This window comes from Mycolicibacter virginiensis (assembly GCF_022374935.2).
In the GTDB taxonomy this organism is placed as follows: domain Bacteria; phylum Actinomycetota; class Actinomycetes; order Mycobacteriales; family Mycobacteriaceae; genus Mycobacterium; species Mycobacterium virginiense.
Window position 1 is genome coordinate 2,319,572 of the sequence record NZ_CP092430.2, and the last position, 15,737, is coordinate 2,335,308.

Sequence of the window (15,737 nt, forward strand, 5' to 3'; positions counted from 1 at the left end):
TGAGGTGCAGCGCACAATGACCGCGATGACGAATGCGCCGTGGCGAAGCAGTGTGAGCGAGTGGCAAGACGGTGGCCGGTGGGTGTCGACCGACGCGGGCCGGTTGTTTGTGCGATCAGGTGCGGGGGATGGGCCGACTGTCCTACTGCTACACGGCTTTCCATCGTGTTCCTACGATTTCCGGTCGGTCGTGGACCGACTCGCCGGCCGGTCCTGGCTGACGATGGATTTCCTCGGGTTCGGCCTGTCGGAGAAACCGCGCCCGCATCGCTACAGCCTGTTCGAGCAGGCCGACCTGGTGGAGCAGGTGGTGGCATCGAGCGCATCGGGTCCGGTGGTGTTGGTCGCCCATGACATGGGCACCTCGGTCGCCACCGAACTGTTGGCCCGCGATCTCGAGGGCAACCTAACCTTCGACCTGCGACGTGCGGTGCTGACCAACGGCAGCGTGATCTTGGAGCGGGCCAGTCTGCGGCCGATCCAGAAGGTGCTGCGTGGCCCATTCGGTGCTGTCGCCGCTCGACTGACCAACCGGCGCAGCTTCGTTCGCGGCTTCGGCCGACTGTTCAGCCCGCAGCACCCGCTGACCCCCGATGAAGCCGCCGCGCAGTGGGCCCTGCTGACCCACAACGGCGGAAACCGGATCGCGCACCTGCTCTCGGCCTACCTCGACGAACGGGTGCGGTACGCGCAACGCTGGCACGGCGCAGTGCGCGACTGGCCCAAGCCGCTGGGCTTCGTGTGGGGCCTGGGCGATCCGGTCGCCACCACCAATGTGCTGGACGGCCTGCGGCAGCTGCGCCCGGCCGCCGACGTCGTCGAGCTGCCCGGGCTGGGCCACTACCCGCAGATCGAGGACCCGCAGGCGTTCACCGACGGCGTGCTGGGCCTGCTGGTTTAGCTCTCTAGACCGGCACTTCGCTGCGATCGGCGCTCCACAGCGTGTGGAACTTGCCGTCCGAGTCCGTGCGGCCGTAGCTGTGCGCACCGAAGTAGTCGCGCTGGGCCTGGGTCAGCGCGGCCGGCAACCGCTCGGTCCGCAGGCCGTCGTAGTAGGCCAGGGCCGAGGAGAAGCCGGGGGCCGGGATACCGAGGCTCACCGCCGTGGTCACCACCCGCCGCCAGGAGTCGATGGCAGCCTCGACCGCGCTGCGGAAATACGGCGCGGCCAGCAGGCTCACCAGGTCGGCGTCGGTGTCGAAGGCCTCTTTGATGCGGTTGAGGAACTTCGCGCGAATGATGCAGCCGCCCCGCCAGATGGTCGCCAGGTCTCCCGGGGTCACATTCCAGCCATGCTCGGCGCTGCCGGCCTGAATCTGGTTGAAGCCCTGCGCATACGCGACGATCTTGGAGGCATACAGCGCCTGGCGGACGTCCTCGGTGAACCGGGCCGCATCCGCGGGGCGTTCGCCGAGGCTTCCGGCGGCCAGACCCACCGCAGCGCGACGCTGCGGGACCGAGCCCGACAGTGCCCGGGCGAACACCGCCTCGGCGATGCCGGTGACCGGAACCCCCAGGTCCAGAGCAGACTTCACGGTCCAGCGGCCGGTGCCCTTCTGCTCGGCTTCGTCGACGATGATGTCGACCAGCGGCTGGCCGGTCTTGGCGTCGACCTGCCGCAGTACCTCGGCGGTGATCTCGACCAGGTAGCTGTCCAGATCCCCGGCGTTCCACTCGGTGAACACCTCGGCGATCTGCGGTGCGGCCAGGCCCAGCCCGTCGCGCAGCAGTTGGTAGGCCTCGCCGATCAGCTGCATGTCGGAGTACTCGATGCCGTTGTGCACCATCTTCACAAAGTGCCCTGCGCCGTCCGGCCCGATGTGGGTGCAGCACGGCACGCCGTCGACGTGGGCTGAGATCTCCTCGAGCAGCGGGCCCAGCGACTCGTAGGACTCTTTGGGGCCGCCCGGCATGATCGAGGGACCGTTCAGTGCGCCTTCCTCGCCGCCGGAGATCCCGGCACCGACGAAGTGCAGGCCGCGGGCGGCCATCGCCTTCTCCCGGCGGATGGTGTCGGTGTAGAGCGCGTTGCCGCCGTCGATGATGATGTCGCCGGGCTCCATCGCGTCGGCGAGTTCGTTGATGACGGCGTCGGTGGGGTCACCGGCCTTGACCATGATCAGCACACGGCGCGGCTTCTCTAGGGCGGCAAGGAATTCCGGAATCGTCTCGCTGCGCACGAAGCTGCCTTCGGAGCCGTAGGCGTCGAGCAGTGCGTCGGTTTTGGCGACCGACCGGTTGTGCAGCGCCACGGTGTAGCCATGACGGGCGAAGTTGCGCGCGATGTTGGATCCCATGACTGCCAGTCCGGTCACGCCGATCTGGGCGGTGCCAACAACTTCCGACGCGCTCATGTATTCGCCTCTCGGTGGTAGGTGATTCGATGCCCGGCACGCCGGACGGCGCGGGTTACCCCGCGATCAGTCGGTGCAGCTCGGTGAGCCACGGTACCGCCAGTGCCACCGTGGGCACCGTCAGCACCCCGGCTGCGGCCGAATAGGCGGCAGCGGCCAGCGCTGGACTGTTGCCCTGCCCCGACAACCGTTGCACGCGCAGCACCGTGTTGGTGCCGCCCGCCGCCAGCGCGCCGGCGGGAACTTTGGTTGCGGCACAGGTCACCAGGGCGCGGGCCAGCGGAGGGGCGCCGGCCACCCGAACGGCCGCGTCGTCGGCAAGCAGTTCGATCAACAGCCGCACCGCGTCTAGGGCGCTCGCGCTTCGCACGAACCAGGGGAATGCGGTGTGCACGGCCGAGAACGCCTCGAGTACCAGGTCGTGCCGTGCCCGCAGGTGGGCCCGCTCATGGCAGAGCAGCGCGGCCAACTCGGTGTCACCGAGCGCGTCCAGCGTGCCGGAACTGACCACCACCCGGCTCCGCACCCCGGGCAAACAGTAGGCGAGTGGCTGCATCACCTGCAGAATGCGCAGTCCACTGGTGCGCAGGGCGGGCGGGCGGTCGGTGACACTGACCAGGTCGACGAGCATGCGGTGGTGGGCCCGGCGTTGCCGGGTGCGGATCGCGACCCGCAACACCGTCCACGTGAGGCGCATCCCGACCATCAGGGTCAACACGAAGACCGCGACGTAGAAGGTCCACAGCCCCCAGCCCAAGCGGTCGAGGGAGCCGAGGATCGTCGAGGTGGGGCGGCCGTCCGGGCCGGGCATCAGCAGGCGGCTGGCGGTGGCCAGGCCCGCGCTGAACGCGGACAGCACCGCGGCAATGGCGATGGCCTGCCAGAGCACCAACGCGGCTCGCGGAGCACGGAGCGGCCAGTCAGCGCGCGCCAGCAGGGCGGGTACCGGCCCTACGAGCAACAGCGCGACGATGGAAAAGGCCAGCGCGGACACGCTGTAAGTCTCCCTCAGGACGCAGGTCGGCCGCTACCTGGGAGGCGGATGCGATGTTTGGCCTCCAGTTCGTCCAGCGCACGACGCAACGCGTCGGCCTCGTCGACGCCGACGCGTTCGACGAAATGCACCAGCGCAGCCCGGCGGTCTCCGGAGTCAGCGGCCTGATCGAGTGCCTCCACCATCAGCCCAGCAACCAATTCGTCGCGGCCCCGGACCGGTGTGTAACGGTGTGCACGGTCATCGCGAATCTGCGACACGAGATTCTTCTTGGCCAGTCGCTGCAGGACTGTCATCACGGTCGTATAAGCCAGGTCGCGCTGCCTTGACAGCGCCTCGTGGACCTCGCGCACCGTCTGAGACTCCGGCGATGACCACAGATGGTCCATCACCGCACGTTCCAAGTCCCCTAAATGGGTCTGCTTCGCCATGTTTGTTATCAACTCCCCGGGCAACGGAGCAAGCCTACCCTTAATTACTACCGGGCGTCGTATCAGAAGCTGAGGGTCTGCTGCGACCCCGGTGTGAGCGGAACGGATCGCCCAGGAGGGCCCAAGCGGGCGTCGTGTACAACCATCACATGGCAGCCACCGGATTCCCGTCCGACTTCTCCGCGCCCTTCGACTCCGAGATCGGCCTGGTCTACACCGACATCGGCCCGGACGGTGCGCACGCGCAATTGGAGCTGCAGCCCAAGCTCTGCCAGCCGGCAGGGATCGTGCACGGTGGCGTGTACTGCTCAATCATCGAAAGCGTGGCCAGTGTGTCGGCGCACACCTGGCTCAACCGCGACGGCGGCGACCCGGTCGGCACCGTCGTCGGGGTCAACAACAACACCGACTTCCTGCGAGCGGTCTCGTCGGGAACCGTCTACGCGGCGTCCACCCCGATTCATCGCGGCCGGCGACAGCAACTGTGGCTGGTGACGATCACCGATGCCGACAAGCGCGTGCTCGCCCGCGGCCAGGTCCGGTTGCAGAACCTGTCGGATTAGATTCTCGGCGACGCCAAACCGCCGCTGTGGCCGATGGCGGTGGTCTGCTGCGCCCGGCTCCGCCGCGCTTGCAACCGCCGCTGTGCCGATGGCGGTGGTCTGCTGCGCCCGGCTCCGCCGCGCTTGCAACCGCCGCTGTGCCGATGGCGGTGGTCTGCTGCGCCCGGCTCCGCCGCGCTTGCAACCGCCGCTTGCCGCTAGCTGACCGCGCGCTCCGCGCCGCGTTGCGCCTCGGCCGCCAGCACTTCGAGCTGCTCCAGACGTGTTCTGGCGAACGCCTGCTGCTCGGTGATGGTGAGCTGGCCGCGCCGGGTGCTCAGGAAGGTCACGTTCCACGACAGCAGCGTGCTGATCTTGTTCTTGAACCCGACCAGGTAGATCAGGTGCAGCCCCAGCCAGGCCAGCCAGGCCAGGAAACCGCTGAACTCCAGCGGCCCGATCTTGGTGACCGCGGAGAACCGAGACACGGTGGCCATGGAGCCCTTGTCCAGGTACTGGAAGGGCTCCCGGTCGGCCGGGTCGGCGCCACCCAGTTCGGCCTTGATGGTGCTGGCGGCGTGCTTGGCGCCCTGGATGGCGCCCTGCGCCATACCGGGGACACCGTCGATGGCCGCCATATCGCCGACGACGAAGACGTTCGGGTGGCCCGGCACGGACAGGTCCGGCAACACCTTGACCCGCCCGGCGCGGTCCAGCTCGACGTCAGACTGCTCGGCGAGATCCCGGCCCAGCGGGCTGGCCGACACACCGGCGGACCACACCTTGCACTGGGATTCGATGCGCCGGATCTTGCCGTCGGCGTCCTTGACCGTCAGGCCGTTGCGGTCGACGTCGGTGACCATGGCACCGAGCTGGATCTCCACGCCCATCTTCTGCAGTCGCTCGGCGGCCCGGCGACCCAGCTTCTCGCCCATCGGCGGCAGCACGGCCGGAGCGGCGTCGAGCAGGATCACCCGCGCCTTGGTCGAGTCGATGTTGCGGAATGCGCCCTTGAGTGTGTAGTTGGCCAACTCGGCGATCTGCCCGGCCATTTCGACGCCGGTGGGGCCAGCGCCGACCACGGTGAAGGTCAGCAGCTTCTCCCGGCGGGCTTCGTCTCGGGACCGCTCGGCCTGCTCGAAGGCGCTCAGAATGCGCCCGCGCAACTCCAGCGCGTCATCGATGGTCTTCATGCCCGGCGCGAACTCGGCGAACTGGTCGTTGCCGAAGTAGGACTGCCCGGCGCCGGCCGCGATGATCAGGCTGTCGAACGGGGTGTCGTAGGTGTGGCCGAGCACCTCGGAGGTGACGAACTTGCCGGCCAGGTCGATGCGGGTGACGTCGCCGAGCAGCACCTGGGCGTTGCGCTGCTTGCGCAGCACCACGCGGGTGGACGGCGCGATCTCACCCTCGGAGAGGATGCCCGTCGCAACCTGGTACAGCAGGGGCTGGAACAGGTGGTGGGTGGTGCGGGCGATCAACTTGACGTCGACGTCGGCGCGCTTGAGCTTCTTCGCCGCGGTCAGTCCACCGAATCCCGAGCCGATGATGACGACCTGGTGGCGTCGGCTCTGCTGCGCAGTGACTTCAGGCTGGGCGCTCATGGGAATCCGGTTGCTCCTCGACGGTGACTGCGTTCCCCCAATACGCTAGTCGACCTAAAAGGTGCTCACTGCATCCAGTGGTTGTGGGATTAGCCACTCCCGTCACAGTCAGCCGAAGCAGGCCAGCGCTCCGTGGCCGACGTGCAGTGTCTGGCCGGTGATGTGCCGGGCAGCCGGCGAAGTCAAAAACACCGCGAGGCGGGCGATTTCGGCGGCCCCGGTGGGCGGCACACGGGTCAGTCCGTCGTAGCCGGGCTGGGCGCCTTCGCCGGCGGCCACCACGTTGACGGTGATCCCGCGGGTGCCGAACGTGGTGGCCTGGCCGGCGGTCCAGTTCGACAAGGCGGCTTTCACCGCCGCGTCGGCACTGCCGTCGCGGGGGTTCTCCGGCAGCACCGAGATGATCGAGCCGCCCGAGCGCAGGTGGTCGCCGATGGTCCCGACGGTCAGCACGGCTGAGAGCACGGTGGCGTCGAGCGCGCTGCGCCAGGCGTTGGCCTGGTCGGCCAGCGAATAGCCGCGGGGGTCGCCGCCCTGCCAGCGCGGTGCCGGGACGTTGACGATGGTGTCGAGGTGGTGCGGAAACAGCCCACGGGCCTGCAGCATGCTCGCCGGGTCGGTGTTGTCGCAGACGACCGCGTTGGCGTCGAGTTCTTTGGCGGCGACTTCGAGCTCGGGGCCCCGCAAGCCGGCGAGCGTCACCTTGTGGCCAGCCTCGCTGAAACCCTCGGCAATGGTGCGACCCAATTCGGTGTCACCACCGGTGACCAGCACATCCATCGGTAGATCCTCCTCGTGTTCCGGGCTATGTTACTGGACGGTAGCCGGTTTGCGGGGCTGGGGCGGAACTCGGCCTAGACACGATCCGGCCACAGTCCGGGGTGCGCCCGGCGCCGATCCGCGGCGCGCTGCTTCGCAGCGCTTGCGATCGCCGCGGTGTTGATGGCGCCGATCCGCGGCGCGCTGCTTCGCAGCGCTTGCGATCGCCGTTAGGCTCCCAGCCATGGGGCGTACCCAGGTGGTCTGCGGGGCGATGGCGGTCATGCTGGCGACGGGAGTGGCCGGCTGTAGCTCGGAGCCGGCGTCCCCGACGATCACGGTGTTCGCGGCGGCATCCCTGCAGCCGGCGTTCACCGAAATCGCCGAGCAGTTCAAAACCGACAATCCCGGCGTGGCGGTGGCCTTCAACTTCGCAGGATCCTCGGACTTGGCTACCCAACTGACACAGGGCGCGCGCGCCGACGTCTTCGCCTCGGCCAACACCACCCAAATGGACAAGGTCGCGCAGGCCGGCCTGCTGGACGCGGCGGCGGTGCCGTTTGCCACCAACACGCTGGTGATCGTGACGGCACCTGGCAATCCGCACGGGGTGCGGTCCTTCGCCGATCTGGCCACACCAGGGCTCGCGGTGGTGGTGTGTCAGGCGCCGGTCCCATGCGGCGCGGCGACCCACAAGGTCGAAGACGCCACCGGCGTCACGGTGACACCGGTCAGCGAGGAGCCCGACGTCACCGACGTCCTCAACAAGGTCACCACCGGCCAGGCCGACGCCGGCGTGGTGTACCGCACCGATGCCCAGCACGCTGGAGACAAGGTGGCCACCATCGAGTTCCCCGAGGCTGCCGACGCGGTCAACACCTACCCGATCGCGCTGCTGGAGGAAGCGCCTTCGCCCGGGCCGGCCCGCGCGTTCGTCGATCTGGTCACCGGCGAAGCGGGGCAGAAGGTGCTGCACGCGGCCGGTTTCGGTAAGCCCTGACCGGCCGTGGTCGGCCGGCCTGATGACCTGCCGGGCTGGGTCTATGTGCCCGCCGCGATCGGCGCGGCGTTCGTGGTGCTGCCACTGGTGGGGATCGCAGCGAAAGTCGACTGGCCACATTTCTGGTCGCTGATCAGCAGCCCGGCTGCCACCACCGCGCTGCAACTGAGCCTGCGCACCGCCGCGGCCAGCACGGCCCTGTGTGTGCTGCTGGGTGTGCCGATGGCGCTGGTCCTGGCACGCAGCCAGGCCCGGGTGGTGCGCGTGCTCCGGCCGTTGGTGTTGTTGCCGCTGGTGCTGCCTCCGGTGGTGGGCGGAATCGCGCTGCTGTATGCGTTCGGCCGGCTGGGATTGCTGGGCCGTTATCTGGAGGCCGCCGGCATCCATATCGCGTTCACCACGACCGCGGTGGTGCTGGCGCAGACCTTCGTATCGTTGCCGTTTCTGGTAATCGCCCTGGAAGGCGCGGCGCGGACCGCCGGCGCCGACTACGAGAGGGTGGCGGCCACGCTGGGTGCCCGGCCCAGCGTGGTGTGGTGGCGGGTCACGCTGCCGCTGTTGGCGCCCGGCCTGATCTCCGGGGCGGTGCTGGCATTCGCGCGGTCGCTCGGGGAATTCGGGGCGACGCTGACTTTTGCCGGCTCCCTGGAGGGCGTCACCAGGACATTGCCGCTGGCTATCTATCTGCAGCGCGTGTCGGATGCGGACGCCGCGGCGGCGATGTCGCTGTTGCTGGTGGCTGTTGCCGCAGTGGTGGTGCTCGTCGTGGGTGTCCGGCGACTGAGCAGCATCGGATGAGCGCCCAAGCTGGCGGGCTTACGTTGCAGGCGGTCGTCGCCGAACGCGGCCTGGACGTGCAGTTGAACGTCGAATCGGGCGAAGTGCTGGCGGTCCTGGGGCCCAACGGCGCCGGGAAGTCGACCTTGCTGCATGTGATCGCGGGGCTGCTGCGACCCGACGAGGGCCTGGTCCGCGCAGGTGATCGGGTACTGACCGACACCCGGGCCGGAGTTCAGGTGGCCACCTGCGACCGCCGGGTGGGCCTGCTGCTGCAGGATCCGCTGCTGTTCCCGCACTTGAGCGTGGCGGCCAACGTCGCATTCGGATCGCATCATCGGCGTCGCTTCGACCTGCGCCGGGCGCGCGCCCATGCCCTCGCGGCGCCGTGGCTGCGGGCGGTCGACGCCGAAGGCCTGGCCGCGTGCCGGCCGCGCCGGCTGTCCGGGGGGCAGGCGCAGCGGGTCGCGATCGCCCGTGCCCTAGCCGCCGAACCGGAAGTGCTGTTGCTCGACGAGCCGTTGGCCGGACTCGACGTGGGTGCGGCGTCTGCGGTGCGCACGGTGCTGCGCGACGCGCTTGGTGCGGCAGGGCGCACCACCGTGCTGGTCACCCACGACCTGCTCGACGTATTTGCGTTGGCGGATCGGGTGTTGGTTCTCGAATCCGGGCGGATCGCCGAGATCGGCCGCGCCGCAGAAGTATTGGCCGCACCGCGGAGCCGCTTCGGGGCGCAGATCGCCGGTGTCAATCTGGTCGCGGGGGTGCTTGACTCCGCCGGCCTATTGCGCACCGGGTGGGGAGAGCAGTGGCACGGCACCACCGACGACGGTGTGGAACCGGGTCGGCCGGCGGTCGCGGTCAGCGCACCACGGGCGGTGGCGGTCTACCGGGAGCCGCCGCGCCACGGCAGTCCCCGCAATCTGCTCGAGGTGATCGTGGCCGAGCTCGACGTACGCGGCAGCACGGTCCAGGTGCGTGGCGTGGAGCAGCCCGATGGAGCGCCGGGACTGGCCGCGGACATCACCGCCGACGCGGCGGCGGAACTGCGTCTGGCGCCGGGGGAGACGGTCTGGTTCGGGGTCAAAGCCCAGGAAGTGACGCTGCGTGCGACACACCCCGGCACGGCGTAACTTGCGTACCGATGCCAACGCGGTAGGTTTTTCTGCCATGAAGCAGGTGGACCTGACCTCCAGGGGAATTCGGGCGATGGCCGCGACCGCGGTCGCCGGTGCGTTGGCATTCGCCCTTGCGGCGCCGGTGTATGCGGACCCGGTGCCGCCGCCTCCTCCCGCGCCGCCGGCCACCGCGGATGCCCCGCCGGCCGACCCGAACGCCCCGGCTCCGGCCGCCGAGCCTGCGCCGCCCGAGGTGGGCCGCGTCGACGACGTTGCGGGCGGTTTCAGCTTCGTGCTGCCGGGCGGCTGGGTGCAGTCCGACACCAGTCACCTTGAGTACGGTTCGTCGCTGCTGAGCAAGAAGACCGGTGAGCCCATGCTGCCGGGTCAGCCGGCGCCGGTGGCCAACGACACCAGGATCGTGCTCGGCAAGCTCGACCAGCGGCTCTACGCCAGCGCTGAGGCCGACAACGCCAAGGCCGCCACCCGCCTCGGATCGGACATGGGCGAGTTCTTCATGCCCTACCCCGGCACCCGCGCCAACCAGGTGAACGCTCCGCTCAACGGGGGCGGTTTGACCGGTAGCGCGTCGTACTACGAGGTCAAGTTCACCGACCCGGCCAAGCCGGTCGGCCAGATCTGGAGTGGCGTGATCGGTGTGCCGCCGGCCAGTGGCACCGGCCCGCAGACCGAACGGTGGTTCGTGGTGTGGCTGGGCACGGCCAACAACCCGGTCGATACCAACGCGGCCATCGCGTTGGCGGAGTCCATCCGGCCGTTGGGCGCGACTCCCGCCGAAGCAGCGCCTGCCCCGGCGCCGGGGATTCCGGGAATCCCGGCCCCTGCCCCTGCTCCGGCGCCTGCTCCCGCTCCGGCGCCTGCTCCCGCTCCGGCACCCGCTCCGGCCCCAGCTGCGTAATCCCTGCTGATCACGCCCATGGCCGCAAGCTATCTCGCTGCTGCACTGTCGACACCGACGTCGGTCAGCTGGCTGGCCTATGTCCTGATCGGCGGCGTCGCCGGCTGGCTGGCGAACCGCATCATGAAGCGCGGTGGCTCCGGGATTCTGCTCAACGTCTTGATCGGCGTCATCGGCGGATTCATCGGCGGCATGCTGCTCGGCTGGATTGGTGTGGACGTTGAGCACGGCCGCAGGTGGTTCACCTTCTTCGTCTCGCTGGGCGGGGCCATCATTCTGCTGTGGGTCGTCGGGTTGGCTCGCCGCAGGTAGCCGTCCCGGCTGTCGAACGCGCACCATAGGTCTATGGCGTCGCAGTTGGCCGGGGTGTCGATGTCGGGATGGCGCGTTCAACGGCCGGGCCCGATAGCCAACCGACCGCTCGAGCGGGTCAGTACCGCGGTGCCGCGACCGCAGCCGGCAGAACTGTTGCTTGCCGTGCAGGCCTGCGGCGTGTGCCGCACCGACCTGCATGTCGCCGAAGGCGACCTTGCGGTGCACCGGCCCGGTGTGATCCCCGGCCACGAGGTGGTCGGCGAAGTCGTCGAGGTCGGCGCCGACGTCGGTGACGAGTTCGTGGTGGGGGACCGCGTCGGTATTGCCTGGCTACGACACACCTGCGGCACCTGTCGCTACTGCCGCCGCGGCGATGAGAACCTCTGCCCGCAGTCGCGCTACACCGGCTGGGATGACGACGGCGGCTATGCCGAATTCGCCACCGTGCCCGCAGCTTTCGCGCTGCGCCTGCCCGACGGCTACAGCGACACCGAGTTGGCGCCGTTACTATGCGCGGGCATCATCGGCTACCGGTCCTTGCAGCGCGCGGACCTGCCCCCGGGCGGGCGGCTGGGGATCTACGGATTCGGCGGCAGTGCGCACATCACCGCGCAGGTCGCCCTCGCCAGCGGCGCCGAGGTACATGTGATGACCCGCGGCGAACGAGCGCGCGAACTGGCTTTGGAACTGGGCGTTGCCTCGGCCCAGGGCGCCGCCGATCCGCCACCGGTGCCGCTGGACTCCGCGATCCTGTTCGCCCCGGTCGGCGAGCTGGTGCTGCCCGCCTGCCAGGCGCTGGACGCCGGAGGGACACTGGCCATCGCCGGCATCCATCTCAGCGACATCCCACCGCTGAACTACCAGCGCCACCTGTTCCGTGAGCGTCAGATCCGGTCGGTCACGTCCAACACCCGCGCGGACGCCCACGCCTTCCTCGATTTCGCGGCCGCGCACCACATCGACGTGACGACGCCGGTGTACGCGCTGGGCGATGCCGACCGGGCCCTGGCGGACCTGGCTGCGGGCCGGATCGCAGGTGCGGCAGTGCTGCTGGTCTGAACCGCGGGGCTGACGCGGCGGTCCCAGTTTCGGCTCTCCTTCGTCGAGCCTCGCTGAACCGCCGGGGCTGATGCGGCGGTCCCAGTTTCGGCTCTCCTTCGTCGAGCCTCGCTGAACCGCCGGGGCTGATGCGGCGGTCCCAGTTTCGGCTCTCCTTCGTCGAGCCTCGCTGAACCGCCGGGGCTCAGCCAGAGACCTGCCACACCAGCGCGGCGGCCAGCGCACCGACCCCGTTGAGTGACCAATGCAGTGCGATGGGTGCGATCAGGCTGCCGCTGCGTCGTCGCAACCAGCTGAACACGAAGCCCGCAGCCCCGGTGGCCAGCACCGCGAGCGTCACGCCGGCCAGCATGCCGAAGAACCCGCCCCCGAGAACGCGCGTGAAACCGACGTTGCTGCTGGTCAGGCCCAGCGATGTGGCGACATGCCACAATCCGAACAGCAAGGAGCCGGCCGCGGCCACTCCGCGAAACCCCCACGCCCGGTGCAGCGCGCCGTGCAGCGCGCCGCGGAAAGCCAACTCCTCGGGGATCACGGTCTGCAGCGGGATGACGACCATCGATGCCACCAGCGCACCCGAGACCGTGGCGTAGTGGTTGTTCAAGAACATCGGCCGGGTCACGGGCAGCATCACGCCGATCGCGATCACCGACACCACGACTACTACCGCGGCCAGTGCGTAGCCGAACCCCGATTTCCAATGCGCGCGGCCCAGGCCGAGCTCGCTCCAGGTCAGGCCGTTATAGCGGACCAGGGCGATCAAGCCGATCGCGGTGGCCGGGACGGTGGCGACCGCAGCCCACGGGGTAGTGAAGTGGGCGATCAAATTGGCAAGCGCGAGCACCACCACGACGACGGCGACGTCGACGAAGGCGCGAAAGTGATTCAGCGCCGAGAGTTGCGACACCAATGGGTGCCGCCCCCAGGGCACCGCGAACTCGTGGCCAGACATTGCACCGAATTCTACGCGCGACGGCGCGTTGGGGCCTGGGCGTCGTCAGGGACGCCTAACCGCCGGGCTTGATTCGCTTGATTCGGGCTACTTGGGCCCGTGGGTCTCGCACAGCACGCGCGCCGGGTTGCCGGTGGCGGTGTTCTCGCTGACCACCTTGCCGTTCACGGTGACGGTACAGGTCAAGGCACCAGGACCGGCGCTCTGCGCGCTCAGCGAGTACGAGGACGGACTGGTTGCGTTCGTCATCGAGCCGGTCAGCTGAATCGACCACGGCAGCGGGGCGTTGGTGGCGTGCGCCTGACCGTTCTGGCCTTGGTAGGTGATGTAGCTGGCGACCCCGGTACCGGTGAGGTCGTAGCGGACCGGCACCTTGGTGTGGTCCGGCGTCGCGCCGGCCGCCCCGGCGCCGGCCATGGTGGCCGACGCGACGAGGGCGCCGAGCAGCAACGACATCGCCTTGCGGGGCATCCGGACCGGTGCGGGGTGAGCAGTCATGGCCGTCACCTTATCTCGCCGCTGTTCGGCTCTGCGCCCGATCGCCATGTCCAGTTGGTGATCCGGGGATCGTCCTCCCCGTGCTCGCGGGTGTAGAGCCGCGCGGCCATCCGCGCATCGACCATCTGCTGGCGCAGTACCGCATGGCGACCGCCCAATCCGGGCACCCGATCGATCACGTCCATCACCAAGTGGAAACGATCCAGATCGTTGAGCATCACCATGTCGAACGGCGTTGTGGTGGTGCCGCGTTCGCGATAGCCGCGCACATGCATCTGATCGTGATTCGCCCGCGAGTAGGTCAGTCGGTGGATCAACCAGGGGTAGCCGTGGTAGGCGAAGATCACCGGCTTGTCGCGGGTGAACAGCGCATCGAATTCGGTGTCCGGCAACCCATGCGGATGTTCGGTCGTCGGTTGGAGGCGCATGATGTCGACGACATTCACCACACGCACGGCGAGGTCGGGCAGTTCGTCGCGCAGAATGTCTGCGGCGGCCAGGGTTTCCAGCGTGGGAATATCCCCGGCGCACGCGAGCACCACGTCCGGCTCGCCGGTGGTGGTGCCGGCCCACTCCCAGATACCCAGACCACGGGTGCAGTGCGCCACCGCCGCCGGCATATGGAGGTAGGCCAGCGCCGGCTGTTTGCCGGCGACGATCACGTTGACGTAATTGCGGCTGCGCAGGCAGTGATCGGCCACCGACAGCAGCGTGTTCGCGTCCGGCGGCAGGTAGACCCGCACCACCTCGGGCCGCTTGTTGGCCACCAGATCGATGAACCCAGGATCCTGGTGTGACGCCCCGTTGTGGTCCTGGCGCCAGACGTGGGAGGTCAGCAGATAGTTCAGTGAGGCGATCGGTTGGCGCCACGGAAGTTCGCGGCTGACGGCCAGCCATTTGGCGTGCTGGTTGAACATCGAGTCGACGATGTGCACGAACGCTTCATAGCAGTTGAACAGCCCGTGCCGACCGGTCAGCAGATAGCCCTCCAGCCAGCCCTGGCACAGGTGCTCCGAGAGCACTTCCAGGACTCGCCCGTCCGGGGCCAGGTGATCGTCACCGGGGAGGGTCTCCGACAACCAGACCCGGTCGGTCGTGTCGAAGACCGCCGAGAGCCGGTTGGAGGCGGTCTCGTCGGGCCCCATCACCCGGAAGCGGTCGCGGTTGCGGTTGATGACGTCGCTCAGGAACGCGCCGAGCACCCGGGTGGCCTCGTGCAGTTCGGTGGCGGGCCGGGACACCGGCACCGCGTAGTCGCGAAAATCAGGCAGGTCCAGATCGCGGAGCAGCTGCCCTCCATTGGCATGCGGGTTGGCGCTCATCCGCCGGCCCCCGCGCGGCGCCAGCGCCGACAGCTCGGGCAGCAGGCGCCCGGAGGAGTCGAACAGCTCCGCTGGGCGGTAGCTGCGAAGCCATTCCTCCAGTTGGCGGCGGTGCTCGGGGTCGGTACGGGTCTGCGCGAGCGGCACCTGATGTGCCCGCCAGGTTCCCTCCACCTGTTGTCCGTCGACCACTTTCGGGCCGGTCCAGCCCTTCGGGGTGCGCAGCACGATCATCGGCCATACCGGCCGCATCGACGAGCCCTCGGTGCGCGCGGTGCGCTGGATCGCCGCGATGTCGTCGAACGCGTCATCGAGTGCGGCGGCGAGCAGCTGATGTACGACGGCGGGGTCGTCGCCGGCGACGGTGATCGGCCGGTACCCGTAACCGCGCAGCAAAGCCTCCAATTCCGGCTGCGGAATGCGGGCCAGCACAGTGGGATTGGCGATCTTGTAGCCGTTGAGATGAAGAATCGGCAGCACCGCGCCGTCCACGGCGGGGTTGAGAAACTTGTTCGAGTGCCAGCTGGCCGCCAGTGGTCCGGTCTCGGCCTCGCCGTCGCCGATCACGCAGGCGACCACCAGTTCGGGGTTGTCGAAGGCCGCGCCGAAGGCATGCACCAGCGCGTAGCCGAGCTCGCCGCCCTCATGGATGGAGCCCGGCGTCTCGGCCGCCACGTGGCTGGGGATGCCGCCGGGAAAAGAGAACTGCCGGAATAACTTCCGCAGCCCGTCGACGTTCTCGCCGATGCCGGTATAGACCTCACTGTAGGTGCCCTCGAGATAGGCGTTGGCGACCAGTGCCGGACCGCCGTGGCCGGGGCCGGTGACGAAGATGACGTCGGCGTCGCGGTCGCGGATGATCCGGTTGAGATGCAGATAGAGCAGATTGAGCCCTGGGGTGGTGCCCCAGTGCCCGAGCAGTCGGGGCTTGACGTGCTCGGCCCGCAGCGGTTCGGACAGCAGGGGATTGTCCAGCAGATAGATCTGGCCTACGGAGAGGTAATTCGCGGCCCGCCAGTAGGCATCGAGGCGGGCCAGTTCATCGTCGGAGAGTGTGGGCTTAGGTGGAGTCGCGTTGGCTGCACTCACCTTT

16 protein-coding genes are annotated in these 15,737 nt (G+C 68.8%); 8 read left to right on the forward strand and 8 right to left on the reverse strand.

Features of this window, described 5'->3' with window-relative positions; genetic code table 11:
• The first annotated feature begins 16 nt into the window (after positions 1-16).
• A complete protein-coding gene (locus tag MJO54_RS11135; RefSeq protein WP_396876101.1) occupies positions 17-901 on the forward strand; it encodes an alpha/beta fold hydrolase in 885 nt (294 codons plus the stop codon).
• A 4-nt stretch (positions 902-905) separates the two neighbouring features.
• Here the strand turns inward: MJO54_RS11135 and gnd are convergent, their stop codons facing one another.
• From gnd to MJO54_RS11150, 3 genes are read right to left on the reverse strand one after another with little or no spacing between them, the layout of a single operon-like run.
• Entirely contained in the window at positions 906-2,354 is a 1,449-nt protein-coding gene (gene gnd, locus MJO54_RS11140; RefSeq protein ID WP_065152981.1) for an NADP-dependent phosphogluconate dehydrogenase, read from the reverse strand.
• A gap of 55 nt (positions 2,355-2,409) precedes the next feature.
• On the reverse strand, positions 2,410-3,348 hold the full coding sequence (locus tag MJO54_RS11145) for a M56 family metallopeptidase (protein WP_064887451.1): 939 nt from the start codon (positions 3,346-3,348) through the stop codon (positions 2,410-2,412).
• Between the two features lie 14 nt (positions 3,349-3,362).
• On the reverse strand, positions 3,363-3,779 hold the full coding sequence (locus MJO54_RS11150; RefSeq protein WP_046284986.1) for a BlaI/MecI/CopY family transcriptional regulator: 417 nt from the start codon (positions 3,777-3,779) through the stop codon (positions 3,363-3,365).
• 149 nt (positions 3,780-3,928) lie between these two features.
• Here MJO54_RS11150 and MJO54_RS11155 point away from each other — a divergent pair, with 149 nt between their 5' ends.
• On the forward strand, positions 3,929-4,342 hold the full coding sequence (locus MJO54_RS11155) for a PaaI family thioesterase (protein ID WP_065152992.1): 414 nt from the start codon (positions 3,929-3,931) through the stop codon (positions 4,340-4,342).
• A gap of 197 nt (positions 4,343-4,539) precedes the next feature.
• On the opposite strand, the gene MJO54_RS11160 is transcribed toward MJO54_RS11155, so the two are convergent.
• Together MJO54_RS11160 and MJO54_RS11165 are read right to left on the reverse strand one after the other, a co-directional pair.
• Positions 4,540-5,925 carry a type II NADH:quinone oxidoreductase Ndh gene (locus tag MJO54_RS11160; protein WP_046286210.1) on the reverse strand — a complete coding sequence of 462 codons (1,386 nt, stop codon included), beginning with the start codon at positions 5,923-5,925 and terminating at the stop codon, positions 4,540-4,542.
• Positions 5,926-6,033: 108 nt separating this feature from the next.
• Positions 6,034-6,705: an SDR family oxidoreductase gene (locus MJO54_RS11165; RefSeq protein WP_046286209.1), complete on the reverse strand. Its 672-nt coding sequence runs from the start codon at positions 6,703-6,705 to the stop codon at positions 6,034-6,036.
• 223 nt (positions 6,706-6,928) lie between these two features.
• Here MJO54_RS11165 and modA point away from each other — a divergent pair, with 223 nt between their 5' ends.
• From modA to MJO54_RS11195, 6 genes are read left to right on the forward strand one after another with little or no spacing between them, the layout of a single operon-like run.
• Positions 6,929-7,684 (forward strand): molybdate ABC transporter substrate-binding protein, encoded by a 756-nt coding sequence (modA, locus tag MJO54_RS11170; RefSeq protein WP_065152980.1) that lies wholly within the window; start codon positions 6,929-6,931, stop codon positions 7,682-7,684.
• Positions 7,685-7,690: 6 nt separating this feature from the next.
• On the forward strand, positions 7,691-8,482 hold the full coding sequence (locus MJO54_RS11175) for an ABC transporter permease (protein ID WP_046286207.1): 792 nt from the start codon (positions 7,691-7,693) through the stop codon (positions 8,480-8,482).
• Positions 8,479-9,594, forward strand: coding sequence for a sulfate/molybdate ABC transporter ATP-binding protein (locus tag MJO54_RS11180; protein WP_046286206.1), 1,116 nt, complete (start codon positions 8,479-8,481; stop codon positions 9,592-9,594). The genes MJO54_RS11175 and MJO54_RS11180 overlap by 4 nt, the downstream gene beginning before the upstream one ends.
• 37 nt (positions 9,595-9,631) lie before the next feature.
• Positions 9,632-10,498, forward strand: a complete 867-nt coding sequence (locus MJO54_RS11185) for an alanine and proline-rich secreted protein Apa (RefSeq protein WP_064887444.1) — start codon at positions 9,632-9,634, stop codon at positions 10,496-10,498.
• A gap of 6 nt (positions 10,499-10,504) precedes the next feature.
• A complete protein-coding gene (locus tag MJO54_RS11190) occupies positions 10,505-10,810 on the forward strand; it encodes a GlsB/YeaQ/YmgE family stress response membrane protein (RefSeq protein ID WP_396876110.1) in 306 nt (101 codons plus the stop codon).
• Positions 10,811-10,843: 33 nt separating this feature from the next.
• Positions 10,844-11,872: a zinc-binding alcohol dehydrogenase family protein gene (locus MJO54_RS11195; protein ID WP_240175918.1), complete on the forward strand. Its 1,029-nt coding sequence runs from the start codon at positions 10,844-10,846 to the stop codon at positions 11,870-11,872.
• Between the two features lie 184 nt (positions 11,873-12,056).
• Here the strand turns inward: MJO54_RS11195 and MJO54_RS11200 are convergent, their stop codons facing one another.
• The 3 genes from MJO54_RS11200 to MJO54_RS11210 form a co-directional block, all read right to left on the reverse strand.
• A complete protein-coding gene (locus MJO54_RS11200; protein ID WP_046286202.1) occupies positions 12,057-12,824 on the reverse strand; it encodes a CPBP family intramembrane glutamic endopeptidase in 768 nt (255 codons plus the stop codon).
• An 87-nt stretch (positions 12,825-12,911) separates the two neighbouring features.
• Positions 12,912-13,322: an MmpS family transport accessory protein gene (locus MJO54_RS11205; protein WP_240175919.1), complete on the reverse strand. Its 411-nt coding sequence runs from the start codon at positions 13,320-13,322 to the stop codon at positions 12,912-12,914.
• Positions 13,323-13,327: 5 nt separating this feature from the next.
• A complete protein-coding gene (locus MJO54_RS11210) occupies positions 13,328-15,733 on the reverse strand; it encodes a phosphoketolase family protein (RefSeq protein ID WP_240175920.1) in 2,406 nt (801 codons plus the stop codon).
• Between the last annotated feature and the right edge of the window lie 4 nt (positions 15,734-15,737).

What these genes read in the sequence shown, in the direction of transcription:
- MJO54_RS11135 (WP_396876101.1), top strand. Translation starts at nt 17, where the DNA reads ATGACCGCGATGACGAATGCGCCGTGGCGAAGCAGTGTGAGCGAGTGG.
- gnd (WP_065152981.1), bottom strand. Translation starts at nt 2,354, where the DNA reads ATGAGCGCGTCGGAAGTTGTTGGCACCGCCCAGATCGGCGTGACCGGA.
- MJO54_RS11150 (WP_046284986.1), bottom strand. Translation starts at nt 3,779, where the DNA reads ATGGCGAAGCAGACCCATTTAGGGGACTTGGAACGTGCGGTGATGGAC.
- MJO54_RS11155 (WP_065152992.1), top strand. Translation starts at nt 3,929, where the DNA reads ATGGCAGCCACCGGATTCCCGTCCGACTTCTCCGCGCCCTTCGACTCC.
- MJO54_RS11160 (WP_046286210.1), bottom strand. Translation starts at nt 5,925, where the DNA reads ATGAGCGCCCAGCCTGAAGTCACTGCGCAGCAGAGCCGACGCCACCAG.
- MJO54_RS11165 (WP_046286209.1), bottom strand. Translation starts at nt 6,705, where the DNA reads ATGGATGTGCTGGTCACCGGTGGTGACACCGAATTGGGTCGCACCATT.
- modA (WP_065152980.1), top strand. Translation starts at nt 6,929, where the DNA reads ATGGGGCGTACCCAGGTGGTCTGCGGGGCGATGGCGGTCATGCTGGCG.
- MJO54_RS11180 (WP_046286206.1), top strand. Translation starts at nt 8,479, where the DNA reads ATGAGCGCCCAAGCTGGCGGGCTTACGTTGCAGGCGGTCGTCGCCGAA.
- MJO54_RS11185 (WP_064887444.1), top strand. Translation starts at nt 9,632, where the DNA reads ATGAAGCAGGTGGACCTGACCTCCAGGGGAATTCGGGCGATGGCCGCG.
- MJO54_RS11195 (WP_240175918.1), top strand. Translation starts at nt 10,844, where the DNA reads ATGGCGTCGCAGTTGGCCGGGGTGTCGATGTCGGGATGGCGCGTTCAA.
- MJO54_RS11200 (WP_046286202.1), bottom strand. Translation starts at nt 12,824, where the DNA reads ATGTCTGGCCACGAGTTCGCGGTGCCCTGGGGGCGGCACCCATTGGTG.
- MJO54_RS11205 (WP_240175919.1), bottom strand. Translation starts at nt 13,322, where the DNA reads ATGACTGCTCACCCCGCACCGGTCCGGATGCCCCGCAAGGCGATGTCG.